Below are 18789 nucleotides of genomic sequence, written 5' to 3' on the forward strand. Positions count from 1 at the left end.
ATCTTTTTTCAGATTTTAAATTGAACCTGTATAGACTATATGCTATCAATAAAGTGTAAGGCGCATAATCATAATTTCTGGAGTTACCCGCATGTCGTACCAAAATATTTTAGTCCCTGTAGATGGTTCACAAATTTCTTTTTCAGCGGTCAAACATGCAGCTGAAATTGCCAAAGTATTTAACAGCAAACTCACCTTAATTAGCCTTGTTGCGGAAGACCCATTTACCGATTCAGACTTTTACTATAATTATTCATCTGCCATTATGAAAGAATACTTTGTGCAAGCGACAGCCAATGCGCAAAAGGCATTAAAAGAAGCAGATGAAATTGCGCAAGCGGTAGGTGTAAATGCAGAAACTCACGTGGTTGAGGGCTTGGTATCTGCGGAAGGTGTAATCAAAACTGCGAAAGAATTAAATGCCGATGTGATTGTGATGGGTTCACATGGTCGCAAAGGTTTCCAAAAATTATTGTTGGGTAGTTTTGCCACAGACGTATTACGCCATACAGAATTACCTGTGCTTGTAGTTAAAGCTTAATCACAAATTTAAACCATATTTTTATCATAAATTTTAAATAAGGATTTGCCATGACAACTTATAAACACTTACTTGTTCCAGTAGATGAGTCGCCTATGTCTTATGCTGCAGCCGAACAAGCACTTTCATTGGCAAAAGATCTAAATTGCCCTGTCACCATTATGAGTGTAATTGCAGTTGATCCTTTTGTAGGTGTGGACTTCTACAAAGTTGCCCCTGCAATTACCGATTATTTCATGCAGGCTGAACAAAATGCACAAAATCGTTTGGCTGAAATTCAGCAATCTTTTAGCCGTGAAGGTATTTCGGTAGATACCAAAATTATCCGTGGTGTTGCAGCTTCAGAAGGGATTGTACAAATTGCCAATGAAATTGGTGCTGACCTGATTATTATGGGTTCGCATGGTCGTACTGGAGTGAAAAAGATGATGCTCGGTAGCGTTGCCCAAAACGTACTGACTCAGTCCCCTGTTCCTGTTTTGGTTGTTAAGGTTTAATTCCGTACTAACTGTGCTTTGCCCCAGTAAAAAACAAAATAAAAAAATCCCGTTCGCCAGTGAACGGGATTTTTCTGGATAAAACTTTTAAATTTTTCTAAACTGCATATTTTATGCAATTTAGCTGAATTGAATATTCATTTCAGAGTAAAACTTAATTGACACGATGTGGTAAACGGAACATTTCATGCGTATCAGTATAAAAACTTCGACCATCTAAATTCAGTTCAATTTCCTGACCACATTCCAACAACACATGTTTTCCGACTTCGACCCATTTAAAACCATCACGGGTATTTTGCTTTTTCTTTGATGCCACCAAAGACACCATAATTTCACGACCATTCACTGCTTTCGCAAGCATTGTTTGCATTTTTTTCAATATTTACACCAATTCATTTATAACTTACAAATTAAGCTCAAATTAAATTTTGAGCATAGTTTTTTTAATACAACAACATTCATCACACTTAATTTGCAGTGCATAGAAAATAAATGCAGTAAAGCATGATGATGAATAACTACGAGAGAATAGAGATATTTTTATTGTACAGGTTACATTGTAACATAGATTTAAAGTCTTTGCAGCATCAGCTACAAATTTGTAAAGATAAACTTAATAAAAAAAAATTTCTTAATCTAACCTTAATCATTTTCGTCAGATAATCTCCCCAAACACAATGGATGGTGTTTGATCGCACAAGCCCACTTCGGTGGGTTTTCTTATTAGGCTAAATAAATCACGAGAGCAAACTTTATCTGTCTGACGTTTATCTTCTGATTTTTTATCTACAAATTTCAAAAATAAAAAAGAGTATGGATTTTTTTAACCCATACTCTTTGTGAGCGACCACGCTACTCTATTAGCGCATGGTCACAAATTCTTCTGCAGCAGTTGGATGAATTGCAACAGTATTATCAAAGTCTTGCTTAGTCGCGCCCATTTTGACTGCGACTGCGAAACCTTGCAAAATTTCATCCATGCCATAGCCAATACCATGCACGCCCACGACTTTCTGTTCATCACCAACGCAGACCAATTTCATTTTAGACACTTGACGATGCTGAGTTACAGCCGTGTACATTGAGGTAAAAGAAGATTGATAGACTTTGACCTGATCTTGCCCAAACTGTTCAATGGCTTGCGCTTCACTTAAACCCACCGTACCAATAGGCGGATGACTAAAGACCACCGTGGCAACATTTTGATAATCTAAATATTCATTTGGTTTGTGATTGAATAAGCGTTCCGACAATTTGCGTCCTGCGGCAACAGCAACTGGTGTCAGCTCAATTTTTCCAATAATATCGCCCACCGCATAAATACCCGTTTGGCTGGTATTTTGGAATTGATCTACAACAATATATCCCTTTTCATCAATCTGTACATTCGCAGCAGCCAAGTTCAATGCTTGTGTATTTGCTTTACGTCCAACCGCCCAAATTAAGCAATCGATCTCGTGCTGTGAACCATCTTCAAGGTGTAATAACAAAGACTGATCTGCTTGGCGCGTAACTTTCTTTGGAATGGCTTGAGTATGCACTTGGATATGTTCATCTCGCATACATTCAAGTAATGTTTCACCTAAAAATTGATCTAAACTACGCAGCGGGAATTGCTTACGAATAAACAATCCGACTTGTGAGCCTAACGCATTTAAAACTCCAGCCAGCTCTACAGCAATATAACCAGAACCAACAATTGCCGTGCGTTTTGGTAATTGTTGCAATTCAAAAAAACCGTTTGAATCAATGCCTAGCTCTGCCCCTTCAATGCCTGGAAGTGTTGGCTCGGTGCCTGTCGCTATTAAAATGTGATCTGCAGTATATTGCTGCTGATTTACTTCAACTGTTTTTTGATCTACAAAATGAGCAAAACCCTGAATCACATCAACTTTGTTTTTAGCTAAACCAGATTGATACGATGCGTGGATACGCTGAATATAAGCTTGACGATTTTGAATTAGGGTATTCCAATCATGCAATTTTAATTCAGTATTAAAACCATAATCTGGACCATATTTTTGAATGGCATCAGCGATTTGTGCTGAATACCACATCACTTTTTTAGGCACACACCCCACATTGACACAGGTCCCACCTAAATTTGCAGCTTCAATTAATGCACATTTTTTTCCATATTGCGCCGCTCGATTGACCGATGCAATACCACCACTTCCCGCCCCAATTACCAAATAGTCATAATGTTTAACCATTTCATGCCTCAAATTTTCGTGATTTTTGATAAACATCTGCATAAATTAAGCGCAGAAAAAAAGTGATTTTCATCAAAACTAACACATAAAACTGCATTTCCCAAGTCAGCCGAGCTGACTAACTCCACAAAATCGAGACACTGTCATTCAACTCATTTCACTGGTTATAAAAATGACTATACTCTTAAATTTTATGCTTGTAAGCGTTAAAACAAAACTTTAATTTTTTAATCTTTGGGTCAATGTAAAGCTGCTTTTTTTCGTTCTGATATGTAGCTAAATCACTTTCGGCTGTTCCCCACCTCAACCGATACATCAAGCCCCAAGCATGTTGTATGAACTCGCACCCATCAATACTAAAGCAGAAATTCTTGCTTCAAGATTTAGAGAACTATTCTGCAAATGAAGGCAATCATATTATTTGTGAAGAATATGCAGCAGATTTACAAACTTAGATAAACGCCGATTGGACTAAAAAAATCTAAACTCTAAAATCGACATTTAATGAAAAATTACTTGCTCAATTAAACAAAATTAATACCTACTCTAGGAAGGATTATCAACTTCGCTGTGACTAAGCTAGATTATTTTTAATATATTCCAGCCACAAAAAAGCCATTTCAACGAATTGATGAAATGGCTTTTAGTTTTTTAACTTAAACCTCTAACATACTATTTAGGGTTTCAACCACGTTTTTAGATTTCACCACAGACTGCAAATTTAGCAACGCTGCTTGCACTTGGCTACGTTGTGGCTCTGCCAAAGTGAACCAACGCGACAACACCTGCAATAAACGCGAACCTACAATTGGGTTTTTCTCATCTAAATACTTGGCTAAGTCAATAAAATGCTGAACACCAAAACTCCATGTATTCACAGGGTTGCTATTTAAACCACCACTGACTGAACGAATACGGTTTGGTGTGCCCAAATCATAATCAGGATGCGCAGTTAAAGCCTGAATAGTTTCAACAGTCGCTTTAGGATGTGAAGCTTGAACCATAAACCATTGATCAAGTGCTAAAGCTTCATTTTTAAAACGTGTATAAAAATCTTCCAAAGCAGCTTTGGCTTGCGGTGCATCATTCCACACCAAGACACGCAATGCCCCTAAACGCTCAGACATATTTCGAGTTGTTTGGTATTGCTGCTTTGCCAGCTCAAACGCTTCGGCATCGCCCTGACGTGCCATTAACGCCAACATGATATTCTTTAAAGCACGTACACCCATTGCCTGAGAGAAATCTAGCTGCATGTCTGGATCAAGGCTTAAATAGGTTTCTTTGCAGAATGCACCAAGTTCGCGCGCCAATGTATCTAACAACGCATTGCGTTGTTGCTGAATTTTTTCAGGTTGATAATTTTGATCAATACGGCTGCCCAAATAGCCTTCAGAAGGTACATCAAAAATACGTGATGCCAACAAAGGATCTTTTTCAATTAAAGCAGGTACTGTATTTTTCATGGCTTGCAAATAAGTATCTGCTGCATGTTCTTCCAATAAAATACGTTCCAATAGAGTCTGAGTCGCCTGCCACTGGTTAAAGCCATTGGTTTCGTGCTGCATTAAAAATGCCAATTCATCATTAGAATAGTTAAATTCTAAATTCACAGGTGCAGAAAAATTACGCAATAAAGAAACAACGGGATGTGATGTTACACCACTAAATTCAATACTTGCTTGCCCCTGATCAAACAAATACACGCCATCTTTCACTGAATTCTCAACCAAAGCGTCAGACTGCAAAATAAATTGTTCGCCTGTTTCAGCATTGAACAGTGCCAGTGCAACAGGAATAGGCAGTGCTTTTAAATTTGGATATTTAGCATTACTCTTCAGGCTTTGTTTTAAATTTAAGCGATAAACCTGTGTAGTCGCATCGTATTCGCCCTGCACTTCAAGTTTTGGTGTGCCAGGTTGATTGTACCAAGTCAGGAAATTAGATAAATCGACACCTGAACCTGCGCTTAAAGCATTGACCCAATCTTCAACCGTAACTGCTTGTCCATCATGACGACGGAAATACTCATCACTTCCTTTACGGAATTTTTCTTTACCAAGTAAAGTTGACATCATGCGGTTAATTTCCGCACCTTTTTCATAGACTGTTGCGGTATAAAAGTTATTAATTTCTACAAAATGATCTGGACGTGGTGGGTGCGATAACGGACCAGAATCTTCAGGGAATTGATGTGCTTTGAGTACCGCCACATCATCAATACGCTGTACTGCGGCAGACTGTAAATCTTCAGAGAAAGATTGGTCACGGAATACCGTTAAACCTTCTTTTAAACATAACTGGAACCAATCGCGGCAAGTAATACGATTACCTGTCCAATTATGAAAATATTCATGCGCAATCACGGACTGTACACGCATAATTGCGGCATCGGTGGTGTATTCTTCATCGGCCAATACACATGACGTATTGAAAATATTCAGACCTTTATTTTCCATTGCGCCCATATTGAAGGCACTTGTCGCCACAATCATATAATTGTCTAAGTCATACGCCAGACCATAGTGTTCTTCGTCCCAACGCATAGAATGTTTTAACGCTTGCATGGCAATTTTGCATTTTGGAATGTCTTTTTCTTCAGCATAGATTTCCAGTGCTACATTACGTCCTTCAGATGTCACGTAATGGTCTTTCATGACTGCCAAATCACCAATCACACAAGCAAATAAATAGCTTGGCTTTTTGGTCGGATCTTGCCAAATCGCATAATGGCGACCCTCACCTGCTTCGCCTGTTTCTAACAAATTACCATTTGCCAACAACACAGGATATTTTTTATCGGCTTCGACACGTGTGGTAAATACCGATAATACGTCTGGGCGGTCAGGATAGAAGGTAATTTTACGGAAACCTTCAGGCTCATTTTGCGTAACAAATAAATCAGAACTTGCCTGATATAAGCCTTCGAGTTGCGTATTGCTTTCAGGATGAATGATCACGATGGTTTCTAACGTGACTTGATTGGGTGCATTTGCAATGCGGAGTTGCTCACTATCTAATTGATAGTCACTTTCTGATAATTCAGTACCATTCAAAATAATGGATTTTAATTCTAAATCACGCCCCAATAACACCAAATCGCCTGCAGTATGACGCTGCATTTTCAATGTTGCACCCACTTGGGTGTAATTTGCATAGACTTGAATATCTAGCTCTACAGCATCCACCAAGAATGAAGGTTTTTGATAGTCTTTTAAATAGATAGTTTGGTTGGCTTCAACCATAGGATTTGCTGCAATATTCATCTTGTCCTCATTCTTTGTGGCGATGCGCTTGTTTTTGTGAAGTTGCAATGATCATACGACAACTTTCAGCATCTGTCTGCGCACAATCTATTTCAATCTTAATTAACACTGCTGATTGATATGGGCGCTCAACCCAAGCTTTTCAATCCTATCTGGACTAATCCTGTACAAGTAACATAAAAACAGACGATATAAATCAATACCTGTATTGCTATTAGCTGTAAATTTAATATTTCGATACGCAACTTCGCTTCAAATACAACCAACACATGCTAATTTTGATGATGATCAAAAGCACAGAAGCTTCCCCTTTTCAGTTCACAAGGCATGTATAATGCTATATCACCATTTACTTGAGCTTCTATTTCACAATGCTACAAATTCTGCAAAAACAATTAGATGAAAGCACATTATGCCCTTTGTGTCAGGCATCTATGTATTGGGTAGAAGCAGAACAATATGAGCAGGAATTAAATTTTCACCAATGTAGCCATTGTGAACATCGCATCTTTCAAAATAGCCAACAACAAAACTGTCATTGCTCAAGTTGCACCCAGCAACGTAAAAAAATCATGGCGGAAACCCGCTTGCAAGAACAACAAAAATTAAAAAAACAGGATGCACCTGAACGCGAATTAAGTCAGCTGCGTTTTATAGATAAATTATTCTTATTGAGTATTTTAGATCAGCATGCACAGGAACATATTCCACATGAAGAATTTATAGATTGGGAAAAAATTAAGTATTTGAATATTACCCCCAACTATTTTTTTCAGCACAGTATGATCAAACATTTGCTAAAAGAGCAAATATTAATTGCCAAAGATTTTGCCGAAAATGCCCAGCAATATTACATCAATGTCCGTTTAGATGGTTATTCTGAACCCAGTTTATTTAGCATTGCACAACAATTACGCTATTGGTTTTATGAAAATCTAAGCATGGGTACACCGTTCAAAACGGCAGATGAAGTCAAAGATGCGCTGTATTTATTGCTATATCAAGAAATTGTGCAGTTTATGCAATTTTATTGTCGGACTTGGGGCATACAAATTGCGGGAAACCGTAGTTTTCAGAACTTTTGCTACCGACTTTTAGATGTCTTGGCGGTTGGGCAAATTTTTTACTTAGTGCAAACAGCTTTGGAATATTTATACCAACAAAAAGCACTCAAACCACGCAATGAAAACTTTATTAATACCAATTTACTCAAAAAGACTGTACAGCAATATCGTGAACGGGCAGTTGCTGAAAAATGGGAGACCTCTACCCTGCCACGCCCGCCTAATTTGCCTTTCAGCTATATGAGCGAAATTTTACTCTTTCGCTTTTTGGGTTATGACGAACGAATTTTCTTTCAACCTGTGTGGCGTTCTTGGCGAAAAATTGAAGCACGGCTTAAATTTTATTCACTCAAACGCTGTATGAACTGCGGATCGGATGAACTGACTGTCGATTATGACGCAGAAAATTATGTGTCCTTATTTTGTCGCAATTGTAAACATCAAGATCATTATTTCACTCAATAAAACTTTGGTGAAGATGATGGTTACACCCCATCACTGCCCAAATTCATCATCTACTGCAGTATAGAGTCAACAGGATACGTACAGAGGATTACAGTTTTTCGATGTGAAAAGTAGCTCATCCACTTTACGGTTCAGGGCTAAATTGAGTACTGTTTCGGATAAAGTTTTACCGTCTAATTTACAAATACACATAATGCCCCAACCATCAAAATAATCAGGCGCGTGCTGCAAAAAGAAATTGGAATGTACATCTTGCGGAATTCTCAAATGCATCAGTTGCTCAAAACTTCGTGCTGGAGAATGAGTTTCATGCACATATACGCCTTCACCGCGCTTTTGAATTTCAGGATACCGTGCCGCCATAAGCTGCAAAACTTCATGATATTCCTTAGGCATAGTTTTCCCGACTCTTGGGAAAAAACTTTTAGAACGCGAAGCAAACAAAGAATAAATCTTCGGTTGATTAATGCTAATCACAAACCACAATGGAATAAATGGATTTTTTAAGCGTCGATTCAACATGGCTTTGACTGCACTTGGAATCGTCAAATTTTGTTTTTGATATTCAGACAAAAAACCCGCTCGTGAATTGACCACATGCATAGGCTGTTCATTATAATGAATCAAAATAAAAGGAATAACATTTTGCCCAACCACTTGATCTCGATCATGATATTGAATAACCGTGACTGCGATTGCATCGGGGTCATAAACAAAGGCTTTAAATTCTTCTAAACTCGAATTTGGAAAGATTTTTTGATCGAATTGATAAATTTTTTCAAAAAAATACGATTGCTGCTGCATTGAAAGCGCTTTAAAGTCAAAAACTGTTTCTATTAAATTCATAAAAACAACCCAGTTTCATATTTAAAGAGAGACGCAAAATTTTTTTAATTGGTCAATGCATTAATAATATGACACATTTTAATTACATAATTTTACAATCATTATAGTAACCCGAATTACGGATAAGAAAAGCCCTTGAAAAAAAGGTAGTTAGAGCCATTTAGAAAGTTACGACACAACCCAAAGGCTCTAACTACCATGTACGATTTTACAGAAATTTTTTGTATTGTTGATGATTTTTTCAAAAAATTTGAACCCATCTATTGGCAATTTCTCAAGCAAGAAAACAAACGTCAACGTATCAGACAAGCAACGCTATCTTTATCAGAAATTGTGGCTATCTCCATCTACTATAAAACATCTCAAGTACATAATTTTAAGATGTTTTTTAACTTGCTTTGTCAGTTTGAAAGCAAACTCTTTAAAGACTTGCCTTGTTATAAAAACCTGATTACCCTCATCAATCAGCACCAACTTGCTATTCATGCTTTGCTTTATGCGTTGAGCCAAAAAGATGAAAGTTCATATTTATGGATTGATTCAACACCTTTACCTGTTTGTAAAAATAAAAGAATCCCTAAAGGTCATCATGCTTTAGATGAGATTGCTTCTCGTGGTAAAAGTACGATGGGCTGGTTTTATGGTTGCAAATTACACTTGCTGATGAATCAAGAGGGTGAAATTGTAAATTCAGATTTATCAAACGGACATATTGCTGATCTTAAAAAAGTTGAGGATTTAGTGAATGGCTTATCAGCAACGGTCTATGGTGATAGAGGCTACATTAGCCAACCATTGAAAGAAACACTTAAAGAGCAAGGCATTGATTTAATTACTTATCCAAGAAAAAATATGAGAGTGACCTTATTGCCATTTTCTGATGAATTTCATCTACGACAACGTAAAAGAATTGAAACATTGATAGGATTATTGAAAGAAAAATATCACTTAGTTACGAGTAAACATCGTTCGATTGCTGGTTTTTTAGCAGGCGTATTTTCTTCACTATGTGCGTATCAACTTTGCCAAAAGAATAAGCCTAAAATTCATGTGATTAAATCTTTGGCTTATCCGTAACTGGGGTTATAGTAAGTTATTAAAAAATATCCAATTTCATTAAAATTAAAACTAAGTAGTTCATTTCAATAAAGTTTTTACCAAAAATTATAATTAAAATTGAATACCAGCATTAATCCACCATATTTTGTGACGCAGTTTACATTATTTTATGACAAACGGTATTGATAGGCAAATTTATATTGTTTTAATAAGTTAAATTCTAATTTATTTCATAGCTTGCGCCCCTATTTTTAAATAAGTTAGGCAAGCTGAAATATCACAATCTATGCTGTTTTAAATGTCATTCATTATTAGATTGAAATTTTACGCATAAAAAAAAGGGCTGAATAATCAGCCCTTTTTTGATCTTGCTTATTGCTCAACACTCAAACAAATCATAGATTGGCTCTTGTGTTAGCTTTTCCCATCTTAGGTCAACTGAGCAGCAGCAATTTTCTTGGTGTCTACTTTCGCAGCAGCGTCTGTATAGCTTTCCATCTGGTCAAAGTTCAAGTACTTGTAGATGTCAGCAGACATGCTATCGATTTGAGAAGCGTACTGTTGGTATTCTTCTGGTGTTGGTAGCTTACCAAGTACAGCAGCAACAGATGCAAGCTCAGCAGAAGCTAAGTAAACGTTCGCACCTTGACCTAAACGGTTCGGGAAGTTACGTGTAGAAGTAGATACTACAGTTGTGTTCGGTGCTACACGCGCTTGGTTACCCATACATAATGAACAACCTGGCATTTCTGTACGCGCACCCGCTTTACCATAAGTGTTGTAGAAGCCTTCTTCCATAAGTTGACGCTCGTCCATACGAGTTGGCGGCGCTAACCATAGACGAGTAGATAAAGAACCACCAGGAACTTTGTCTAATAACTTACCAGCAGCACGGAAGTGACCGATGTTTGTCATACAAGAACCGATGAACACTTCGTCAATTTTGTCGCCTTGAACGTCAGAAAGAAGTTTTGCATCATCTGGGTCGTTCGGGCAGCAAAGGATTGGTTCTTTGATGTCAGCAAGGTCAATTTCATACACTTTCGTGTATTCAGCGTCTGCATCAGCTTTAAGAAGTGATGGGTTCGCTAACCATTTTTCCATGTTCTCAACACGACGAGCCATAGTACGCGCATCGCCATAACCTTCAGAAATCATCCACTTCAGCATGGTGATATTTGAACGAAGGTATTCAGCAACTTTCTCTTCAGAAAGTGTGATAGAACAACCTGCAGCTGAACGCTCAGCAGAAGCATCAGACAATTCAAATGCTTGCTCAACAGTTAAGTCAGTTTCCATTTCTGTTAAGTCGATTTCTAAGATACGACCAGAGAAGATATTTTTCTTACCTTTCTTCTCTACAGTTAAGTCACCTTCTTTAATTGCGTAGTAAGGAATCGCATGTACAAGGTCACGTAAAGTGATACCAGGCTGCATTTTACCTTTGAACTTCACAAGTACAGACTCAGGCATGTCAAGTGGCATAACACCAGTTGCTGCAGCGAACGCTACAAGACCAGAACCCGCAGGGAAAGAAATACCTATTGGGAAACGAGTATGTGAGTCACCACCAGTACCTACTGTATCTGGCAGAAGCATACGGTTTAACCAAGAGTGGATAATACCGTCACCTGGACGTAAAGAAACACCACCACGGTTCATGATGAAGTCAGGAAGCGTGTGTTGCATTTGAACGTCAACTGGTTTTGGATACGCAGCGGTGTGACAGAAAGATTGCATCACTAAGTCTGCAGAGAAACCTAAGCAAGCTAAATCTTTTAATTCGTCACGCGTCATTGGACCTGTTGTATCTTGAGAACCAACAGTAGTCATCTTAGGTTCGCAGTAAGTACCTGGACGAACACCTTGACCTTCTGGAAGACCACAAGCGCGACCTACCATTTTTTGAGCTTGAGTGAAGCCTTTACCAGTGTTTTCAGGCTGAACTGGAGTACGGAACAAAGTAGATGGTGCAAGACCTAAAGCTTCACGCGCTTTAGTTGTCAAACCACGGCCAACGATCAAGTTAATACGACCACCCGCACGTACTTCGTCTAGAAGCACTGGAGTTTTAAGTTCAGATTCAGCGATTTGTGCGCCGTCTTTGAACGCTGTTACTTTAGCAGCAGCATGGTCGATTTTAAGCGTGATTTCATCACCCATGTTCATGTTAGAAACGTCAATTTCTACTGGTAAAGCACCCGCATCTTCCATTGTGTTAAAGAAGATTGGCGCAATTTTACCGCCTAAGCAGTAACCGCCTTCTTTCTTGTTTGGAATGTGTGCGATTTCGTCACCGAAGAACCAAAGTACAGAGTTAGTCGCAGATTTACGAGAAGAACCTGTACCTACAACGTCACCGACGTAAGCAACTTGGTTGCCTTTGGCGATAAGGTCTTTGATTTGGCTTAATGGACCAACTTCACCAGGAACTTCTGGGTTGATGCCATCACGTACGTTTTTCAACATTGCATTTGCGTGCAATGGTATATCTGGACGGCTCCATGCGTCTTGTGCTGGTGATAAGTCATCAGTGTTGGTTTCGCCAGTAACTTTGAAGACTGTAAGTTTGATTTCTTCAGGAACATCTTTACGGCTAGTGAACCACTCAGCATCAGCCCAAGATTGTAAAACTGCTTTCGCGTTTTCGTTACCTGCTTTTGCTTTGTCTGCTACGTCATGGAACGCATCAAATACAAGCAAAGTTTTTTTCAATGCTTCAGCTGCTAAGCCACCCAATTCAGCATTGTCTAAAAGGTCTACTAAGGGTGCTACGTTGTAACCACCAAGCATTGTGCCTAGTAAGTAAACAGCACGCTCTTTAGAAACGAGTGGAGAGGTTGCTTCACCTTTTGCTACAGCAGCTAAGAAAGCAGCTTTAACGTATGCCGCTTGGTCAACACCTGCAGGCACACGGTTTTCAATCAAATCAACTAAATAAGCTTCTTCGCCAGCTGGTGGGTTTTTTAATAATTCAACTAATGCAGCTGTTTGCACATCGTCAAGTGGCTTCGGTGGGACTCCGAGTGCGGCACGTTCTTCAACGTGTTGGCGGTAAGCTTCTAGCACGGTGTTATTCCTCTTTTTTAAAAAATCATTTACGTATTCCTGCTTTTAAAGCATCACAAATAATATGGACTGCTAAATTTTACTAAAATTCCAGTTAAAAGTTAATGCAACTAGAGTGTTTCTTCGTGATGCCCGTTATTTTATAAATAAATGATGCGCATATTGTTCAATTTACAGACAAAACACGACTTAATTTTAACTTTGTCTGTATGTACACTAACTTTTCGCCTAAAGTTTAACTCGTAAAAAAGGCAACACTCATGTTGCCTGTTCTAATGAATGAATGATATTCCACCTTAGTGTACCGTTGTGGCTTGAAGATAGTGCTGTAATTGTTCACGACTACCTTCAAACTTGACTTGAATTTCATGTTCATGCAGCATGCAATGCTCTGCGCTGGTAAATGTAATTTGAACTTGATATATCTTTGCAGGTGCATCAATTTGCTGACGTAAATACACCCGATCACCTAAACTCAACACATAATAACTGCCGCCAATCACCGCGACACCTTGTTCATCTTCTAAGAGCAAATCAGCATTATGCAGGTAAGCAACTACTTCCATTATGCGCTCCTACTGTTGTTGTTTTTTAATTATTCATGAAAAAGATAAGCTTTACTAGTTTTAAGATTTAGATCTTGTCACAATTTATTTGTTATTTATTTTGTTTTAGACGTTTGATTAACTTAGGCTATTTTTTGATAAAAGATAGTAGAAGTACAAAACATATTTCAATTTTAATTCATAAAAAAACCGTTCCTTTAGAACGGTTTGTAATTAGGCATTTTATCATGCGGTGTCGCAATACATTTTTCGGTAAATTGCGTACGGACTTTTTCACGTGCCGCATCAACATCAGCATTAATTTCTTCAATTGGTAATGCATAGACTTGCGCAATAATCTCTAAGATAAAATTACGGGTAATGTCATCTTCAATTTTATTGGCATGTTCTATGGCACTTTCTTTTTCAATCGCATTTTGACGATCTAGCATAATGGTACGCGCTGCGTTGCCAACACTTCTACAATAGCCTTGCCATTGTTCTTCTGGGGTTAAGGGTTTCTTTTCTGCACAGCCCATTAATGCAAGCACTGCAGTCACCACTAAAATCTTTTTCATTGAAGCTCTCCTGTTGTGCTTATGATAATCAAAAGTTGGCATAAATACGCAACCATCCATACACAAGTTTGAAAAATGCGCTCTGGTTGAACGCACTTTTTAGTAAGGTTGCTTTTAGAAACGCCAGTTATAGAAAATATCCACAGCGCGTTCTAAAGCTTGGCTGGCTTCCAAATACAATCGTTTGTTCATTTGATAACGCAAAGTCAATTTATTAACAGGTGTGAAAACCCCTACACCGTAACGGATAAACAAATCTGGGGTAATATAACCCGTCAAACTGACTTGGGTATCATCTCCTGTACCCTGAGCATCAAGCGCCAAACCACTTAAACCGAAAGTACGCCCAATTTGATTAGTCAAAGCACGTGTACCCCCTAAGCCCATACTAATACCAGCCGCGGCAATGGTATTATTGACGTCTGACTTAAAGCTTTCGGTCTGACTCAAGCCACTGGTACCTTCATTGATACGACCTGTAATCAAGGCATTTAATGCTTCTTGTTCAGATAAGCCTGCATCGTTATACACCTGAATATTCGGACTACTGGCTGTGCCTGTGACTCTAAAGCCGACCATACTGCCCTGTACATTTTTATTGGCATCCATGTCTAAAGTTGGGTTAGAAATTGGGCCATTAAAACGCGCAATTGCACGGTTCAAATCCAGACTTTGTCCATAGGCTTCAATTTTCACACGTTGGCTTACCCCAATCGCACCATTGGCACGCATTGCAGTTTCCAAACCACGTTGCGATAAATACAAACGCCCAAGCAGTGGAATACGACTATTAAACCCTTGGAAGATAACGCGATCACCTAAATTCAGCTCAAGGTCGGCACGAATATCCCATGGACGAGCTGAACGCAACAACGCCAGCTGATCTTGTCCCTCATGCACCACACGCACATCCGAAGAAACGTTGACCACAGGTGAAGAAACTTCAGGCATAGAAATCAAAGCTCGAGGTACATCCACACGCCCTTTTAAATTCAGTTTTTTCTGGAAAGGTAAAACATCTAACGATACATCTGGCGTAACCGTTGCAGTAATCAGTGGTGCTTGACGAATCAATAAATCTTTACCGTTTAGATTTAACTGAATTCGTGGCTCATTTTTCCAATCTACATTGCCCGTTAAACGGCCAACACCACCACCACTGTTAAATGCACCATTAATACTGGCCTGATCTTGGCGGATAGATGAATAGACCTGCACATTGGTCAGATTTACAGGCAAAGAAATCATGCTGATCACACCATCTTTCAGGCGCATTTCACCTGTAAGCAATGGTGATGTTAAAGTCCCGTTGATCTTGCCAGCAAAAGACAAAATGCCTGCCATTGTGCGCACATCGGCAATAAACGGTTTAAAAACTTTGAGTTGTACCTGATCAAAGGCAATTTCACCGCGGATTGGCATATTTTTAGCATAAGGATCAATTAGTACATTCGCATAACCCGTACCAATTTCAGGCGTTTTCACATCTACGCGCAATTTCAAGCCTTCGGCAATGCTTTTTGCGACCACAGCCACTTGTTCATAGCGCAAGGTAGAGCCAATATCTTGCGGATCGTCCCCAGCAAGTCCAATGACGCCATCACGCGTTACCAAATGAGCATCAATTTTTGGCTTTTGTCCTTTTGCCCATGCCGCTTTGGCATATCCATTGACCTTACCTGTAATCGCCAAACCTTCAGGCATAAATGCAGAAAAGTCATTTAAGTCTAAGTTTTGAGTTACAAATGAAGCATTGGCTTTGGTTTTACTCACGCGAATAGGTTGATCAAAACACAATTGACTTTGCTGACTCATCCAGCAATGCGCACCGACATACAGCTCATTGGTTTTATGTTGATAAATAACGGCTGCGTTTTGGCGCTGTGCCAAGTGGGTTCTTAAGGAGTCAAAATCCCCTTTCTGAATTTGTCCCATCCAATCATTTTGTGCATTTAAACCACCTGCCAATTGCACATAAAACTTACTCAGCTTATTTTCAGCTTCAAGTTTTAAAATATGCGCCTGACGTGTACCCGCCAAAGAAATTTGCCCGTGATCAATGCCGCGGTTACCACTGCGTAAATTTTCAATGGATGCCTTCATCAGTGTTGGTGTATTTTCTGAAGTTGGCAGCTCACCTTTTAGGCGCAATTTACGCACACTAAAAATATTATTTAAGCTAAATTGATCAACTGCGAAATTGGCAGTGGCTTGTAAGCGTGGCTGCGACTGTACATTGATATAGCCATAAGCACGCCCACGCAACCCTGAATAAATTTCGTATAAAGCAGGCGCATTGACTTTAATACGCAGATTTTGTGCATTCCCCGTTGCTTGTAATTGATTTTTGGCATAAGACAAAAATAGATTATTGGCTTCAAACTGTCGTGGAAAAAAGCCTTTTTGATTGTCATCAATCAACATAGCTAAATTACCCGTACCTCGTACAGGTTTATTATTGAGCATGCCTGCCAAATTCAGCCGTTCAATATTGATCCGTTTTTGAGTGTCTGACCAAATACCTTGAGTGCGGATATTACCCGATAATTCACCACGTACACTGGACACAAAATAGTGCGGCTTAAAGCGAATTAAAGAAGCGTTTAAATTCCAGCTTACCCCCTGATTCAAATGCAGCAAACCATCCGCGACAATTTGTCCTGCAACCCCATCATGGCGTAAGTCACTAATTTTAATTAGTTCAGGTGTACCTGATAATTTTAGTTTTAAATGTCCTTTACTGCCTTGAATGGCACTGGCATTTAAGCCACCATCGTAATTCACGGCAAAACTTTTAAAGCCACCGCCAGCTTTGATATCATGGAATAATAAAGCGATGGTGCTTTGCCCAGTTAAGTGTACGTTTTCATTTTGGTTGACCAAACGCCCTGTCAAATTAATATCTTTCAAATGAATTATTTGCTGATTTGGCAATGCAAAACCATTGGCTTTAAACTGTCCATTCAACACATTAACAGGTGCTGCGGTGCTAATGCTTTGTGGGTTAAAGTTTTTTGCAGCCAATACTGCATTCCATTTCAACTGACGTTTGTCGGTTGGCAAATCAATTACGGCGCTGCCTGCCAAATGACTATCTGCGGTATCAAATTTAAAATTGGGAATATTTAAGCGATTATTTTTTAAATTAAGCTTGGCCTGGTACATACCTGCAGGTAACATGGTTTTTTCATGTGTGCTGACTTTAGTCGCCACAAAAATATCTTGCTGACCTTCTAGTAAGGCCAATTGCACATCACCCGATTCACTTTTTAACCAACCCACATACGGAACAGCACGGTCTATGTTATTCCAACGCACATCAAGCAGCATAGGATTCGCCGCTTTGCCCTGCGCAGGGTTTTGATCGAGTTTTAAATTCCAAGTTTCATATTGGTCAAAATCAACTTGTGCAGTTAAATGCGTACCTTTTTCCAAATGACCTTTGGAAGTTAAATTGGCATCTAAACTTGGCGGTAAAAAGTCTTTGACCACTTGAGGAATTATTGGATCTTTAGGATTAATTTTATCCAAACGTCCTGTTAAATCCCAACTCACTTTTTTATCCCAACTGACGATACCAGCCACATTAGCTGCACCTTGCATGAGTTGTGCATTTAAATTACTGATATTTAGTTGATGAACTAAATCGGTATACATCAAACCTGTATATTGACCTTTAGGAATGTGTTTACCACTCAAATCCGTATTGACATCAATATCTAAAAGCTCGATATCGCCTTTAAATTTGGCTGCGCCCGCTTGAGTAAAAAGTTCCTGCTCGGTCAAAATCGGCCAACGGTAGTCTTTAAATTGTAACTCACCAAACATGGGCACTTGTTTGCGCATAGGGTGCAACACCACCCATCCTGTGAGCAAGTCAGGCGTATTTGTTGCAACACCTGCCTGAATCGTGTCAAGCGTGCCTTTGCCAACCACCTTAATATCGTGAATATTTAAGCTGTTATGTAAAGATGGAATATTTAAAACCCCCACCACATTAAGCGGATATTTACCCTCAAACTTCATATTGCCTGTGGCATTACGTACATTCAAATATCCCATATCCATCTTGGAGTCTTCAAATTTAAGCTCTGTACCCGACCATAAGGCATTGTTTAAATGAATATCGTAAAAATCGATCTGAGTTCCAGAAGCGGTTTGAATCAATAAATGATCGACATCGGCAATGTCTAAACGCAAAACAAAAGGTAAACGGATTTCATTGAATTTGAATGGATCATCACTCGGCGGGCCTTTTGGATAAATCCGCAGATTACGCACATCGGCGCGGTTAAGATGGATTTCTTTATCTAGTATGGCACGCCAACCAAGAATGACATCGGCACGGTCAATTTTGACATCAACAGGTTTTAAGCTGACGATGATATTGCGCAAAATAATCCCGCGCCATAAATTACCGCCTTCATATTCATAATGAATAATTTCTTGGCGCTGCAATACACTATCTAATAAAAACTTTGAGCCACGGTCTGTTGAGAACATCAACACCAAAGCGGACACCAATAACACCAGCATCAACAGCAGTGACAGTAAAACACTCCTGAGTATTCGACGCTTTTTAGGTGGCGTTACTGGGATTTCTGGTTGCTGTTCAACTTCAGCCATAATGTTCTCTAAGTCTT

12 protein-coding genes are annotated in these 18789 nt (G+C 39.0%); 4 read left to right on the forward strand and 8 right to left on the reverse strand.

Features of this window, described 5'->3' with window-relative positions; all coding sequences use genetic code 11:
* The first annotated feature begins 91 nt into the window (after positions 1-91).
* Both LZP46_RS08535 and LZP46_RS08540 read left to right on the forward strand, forming a co-directional pair.
* Positions 92-541 (forward strand): universal stress protein, encoded by a 450-nt coding sequence (locus LZP46_RS08535; protein ID WP_019837228.1) that lies wholly within the window; start codon positions 92-94, stop codon positions 539-541.
* Between the two features lie 50 nt (positions 542-591).
* Positions 592-1038, forward strand: coding sequence for a universal stress protein (locus tag LZP46_RS08540; protein WP_019837227.1), 447 nt, complete (start codon positions 592-594; stop codon positions 1036-1038).
* 154 nt (positions 1039-1192) lie between these two features.
* On the opposite strand, the gene LZP46_RS08545 is transcribed toward LZP46_RS08540, so the two are convergent.
* The 3 genes from LZP46_RS08545 to pepN form a co-directional block, all read right to left on the reverse strand.
* On the reverse strand, positions 1193-1411 hold the full coding sequence (locus LZP46_RS08545; protein ID WP_004973244.1) for a hypothetical protein: 219 nt from the start codon (positions 1409-1411) through the stop codon (positions 1193-1195).
* A gap of 490 nt (positions 1412-1901) precedes the next feature.
* Positions 1902-3254: a glutathione-disulfide reductase gene (gene gorA / locus LZP46_RS08550; protein ID WP_236093571.1), complete on the reverse strand. Its 1353-nt coding sequence runs from the start codon at positions 3252-3254 to the stop codon at positions 1902-1904.
* A 656-nt stretch (positions 3255-3910) separates the two neighbouring features.
* Positions 3911-6520 (reverse strand): aminopeptidase N, encoded by a 2610-nt coding sequence (gene pepN / locus LZP46_RS08555; RefSeq protein WP_236093572.1) that lies wholly within the window; start codon positions 6518-6520, stop codon positions 3911-3913.
* A 371-nt stretch (positions 6521-6891) separates the two neighbouring features.
* On the opposite strand from pepN, the gene LZP46_RS08560 reads away from it, so the two are divergent.
* The gene (locus LZP46_RS08560) at positions 6892-8049 is read left to right on the forward strand and encodes a hypothetical protein (protein WP_236093573.1); all 1158 of its coding nucleotides are present in this window, start codon (positions 6892-6894) and stop codon (positions 8047-8049) included.
* Positions 8050-8115: 66 nt separating this feature from the next.
* Here LZP46_RS08560 and LZP46_RS08565 read toward each other — a convergent pair whose 3' ends face one another.
* A complete protein-coding gene (locus LZP46_RS08565; protein WP_236093574.1) occupies positions 8116-8895 on the reverse strand; it encodes a hypothetical protein in 780 nt (259 codons plus the stop codon).
* 198 nt (positions 8896-9093) lie between these two features.
* Here LZP46_RS08565 and LZP46_RS08570 point away from each other — a divergent pair, with 198 nt between their 5' ends.
* Entirely contained in the window at positions 9094-9972 is an 879-nt protein-coding gene (locus LZP46_RS08570) for an IS982-like element ISAba4 family transposase (protein ID WP_004973252.1), read from the forward strand.
* Positions 9973-10383: 411 nt separating this feature from the next.
* Here LZP46_RS08570 and LZP46_RS08575 read toward each other — a convergent pair whose 3' ends face one another.
* The 4 genes from LZP46_RS08575 to LZP46_RS08590 form a co-directional block, all read right to left on the reverse strand.
* Entirely contained in the window at positions 10384-13023 is a 2640-nt protein-coding gene (locus tag LZP46_RS08575; protein WP_236093575.1) for a bifunctional aconitate hydratase 2/2-methylisocitrate dehydratase, read from the reverse strand.
* Between the two features lie 296 nt (positions 13024-13319).
* The gene (locus LZP46_RS08580) at positions 13320-13589 is read right to left on the reverse strand and encodes a hypothetical protein (RefSeq protein WP_236093576.1); all 270 of its coding nucleotides are present in this window, start codon (positions 13587-13589) and stop codon (positions 13320-13322) included.
* A gap of 197 nt (positions 13590-13786) precedes the next feature.
* Positions 13787-14146, reverse strand: a complete 360-nt coding sequence (locus LZP46_RS08585; protein ID WP_236093577.1) for a hypothetical protein — start codon at positions 14144-14146, stop codon at positions 13787-13789.
* 114 nt (positions 14147-14260) lie between these two features.
* Positions 14261-18772 carry a translocation/assembly module TamB domain-containing protein gene (locus LZP46_RS08590; RefSeq protein ID WP_236093578.1) on the reverse strand — a complete coding sequence of 1504 codons (4512 nt, stop codon included), beginning with the start codon at positions 18770-18772 and terminating at the stop codon, positions 14261-14263.
* Positions 18773-18789 lie beyond the last annotated feature (17 nt).

This window comes from Acinetobacter sp. SCLZS86 (assembly GCF_021560715.1).
GTDB classification, from domain to species: domain Bacteria; phylum Pseudomonadota; class Gammaproteobacteria; order Pseudomonadales; family Moraxellaceae; genus Acinetobacter; species Acinetobacter towneri_A.

Excerpts from the sequence above, each read along its gene's own strand:
- LZP46_RS08540 (WP_019837227.1), top strand. The coding sequence starts at position 592 with ATGACAACTTATAAACACTTACTTGTTCCAGTAGATGAGTCGCCTATG.
- LZP46_RS08565 (WP_236093574.1), bottom strand. The coding sequence starts at position 8,895 with ATGAATTTAATAGAAACAGTTTTTGACTTTAAAGCGCTTTCAATGCAG.
- pepN (WP_236093572.1), bottom strand. The coding sequence starts at position 6,520 with ATGAATATTGCAGCAAATCCTATGGTTGAAGCCAACCAAACTATCTAT.
- LZP46_RS08580 (WP_236093576.1), bottom strand. The coding sequence starts at position 13,589 with ATGGAAGTAGTTGCTTACCTGCATAATGCTGATTTGCTCTTAGAAGAT.
- LZP46_RS08590 (WP_236093578.1), bottom strand. The coding sequence starts at position 18,772 with ATGGCTGAAGTTGAACAGCAACCAGAAATCCCAGTAACGCCACCTAAA.
- LZP46_RS08570 (WP_004973252.1), top strand. The coding sequence starts at position 9,094 with ATGTACGATTTTACAGAAATTTTTTGTATTGTTGATGATTTTTTCAAA.
- gorA (WP_236093571.1), bottom strand. The coding sequence starts at position 3,254 with ATGGTTAAACATTATGACTATTTGGTAATTGGGGCGGGAAGTGGTGGT.
- LZP46_RS08535 (WP_019837228.1), top strand. The coding sequence starts at position 92 with ATGTCGTACCAAAATATTTTAGTCCCTGTAGATGGTTCACAAATTTCT.
- LZP46_RS08585 (WP_236093577.1), bottom strand. The coding sequence starts at position 14,146 with ATGAAAAAGATTTTAGTGGTGACTGCAGTGCTTGCATTAATGGGCTGT.
- LZP46_RS08560 (WP_236093573.1), top strand. The coding sequence starts at position 6,892 with ATGCTACAAATTCTGCAAAAACAATTAGATGAAAGCACATTATGCCCT.
- LZP46_RS08545 (WP_004973244.1), bottom strand. The coding sequence starts at position 1,411 with ATGCAAACAATGCTTGCGAAAGCAGTGAATGGTCGTGAAATTATGGTG.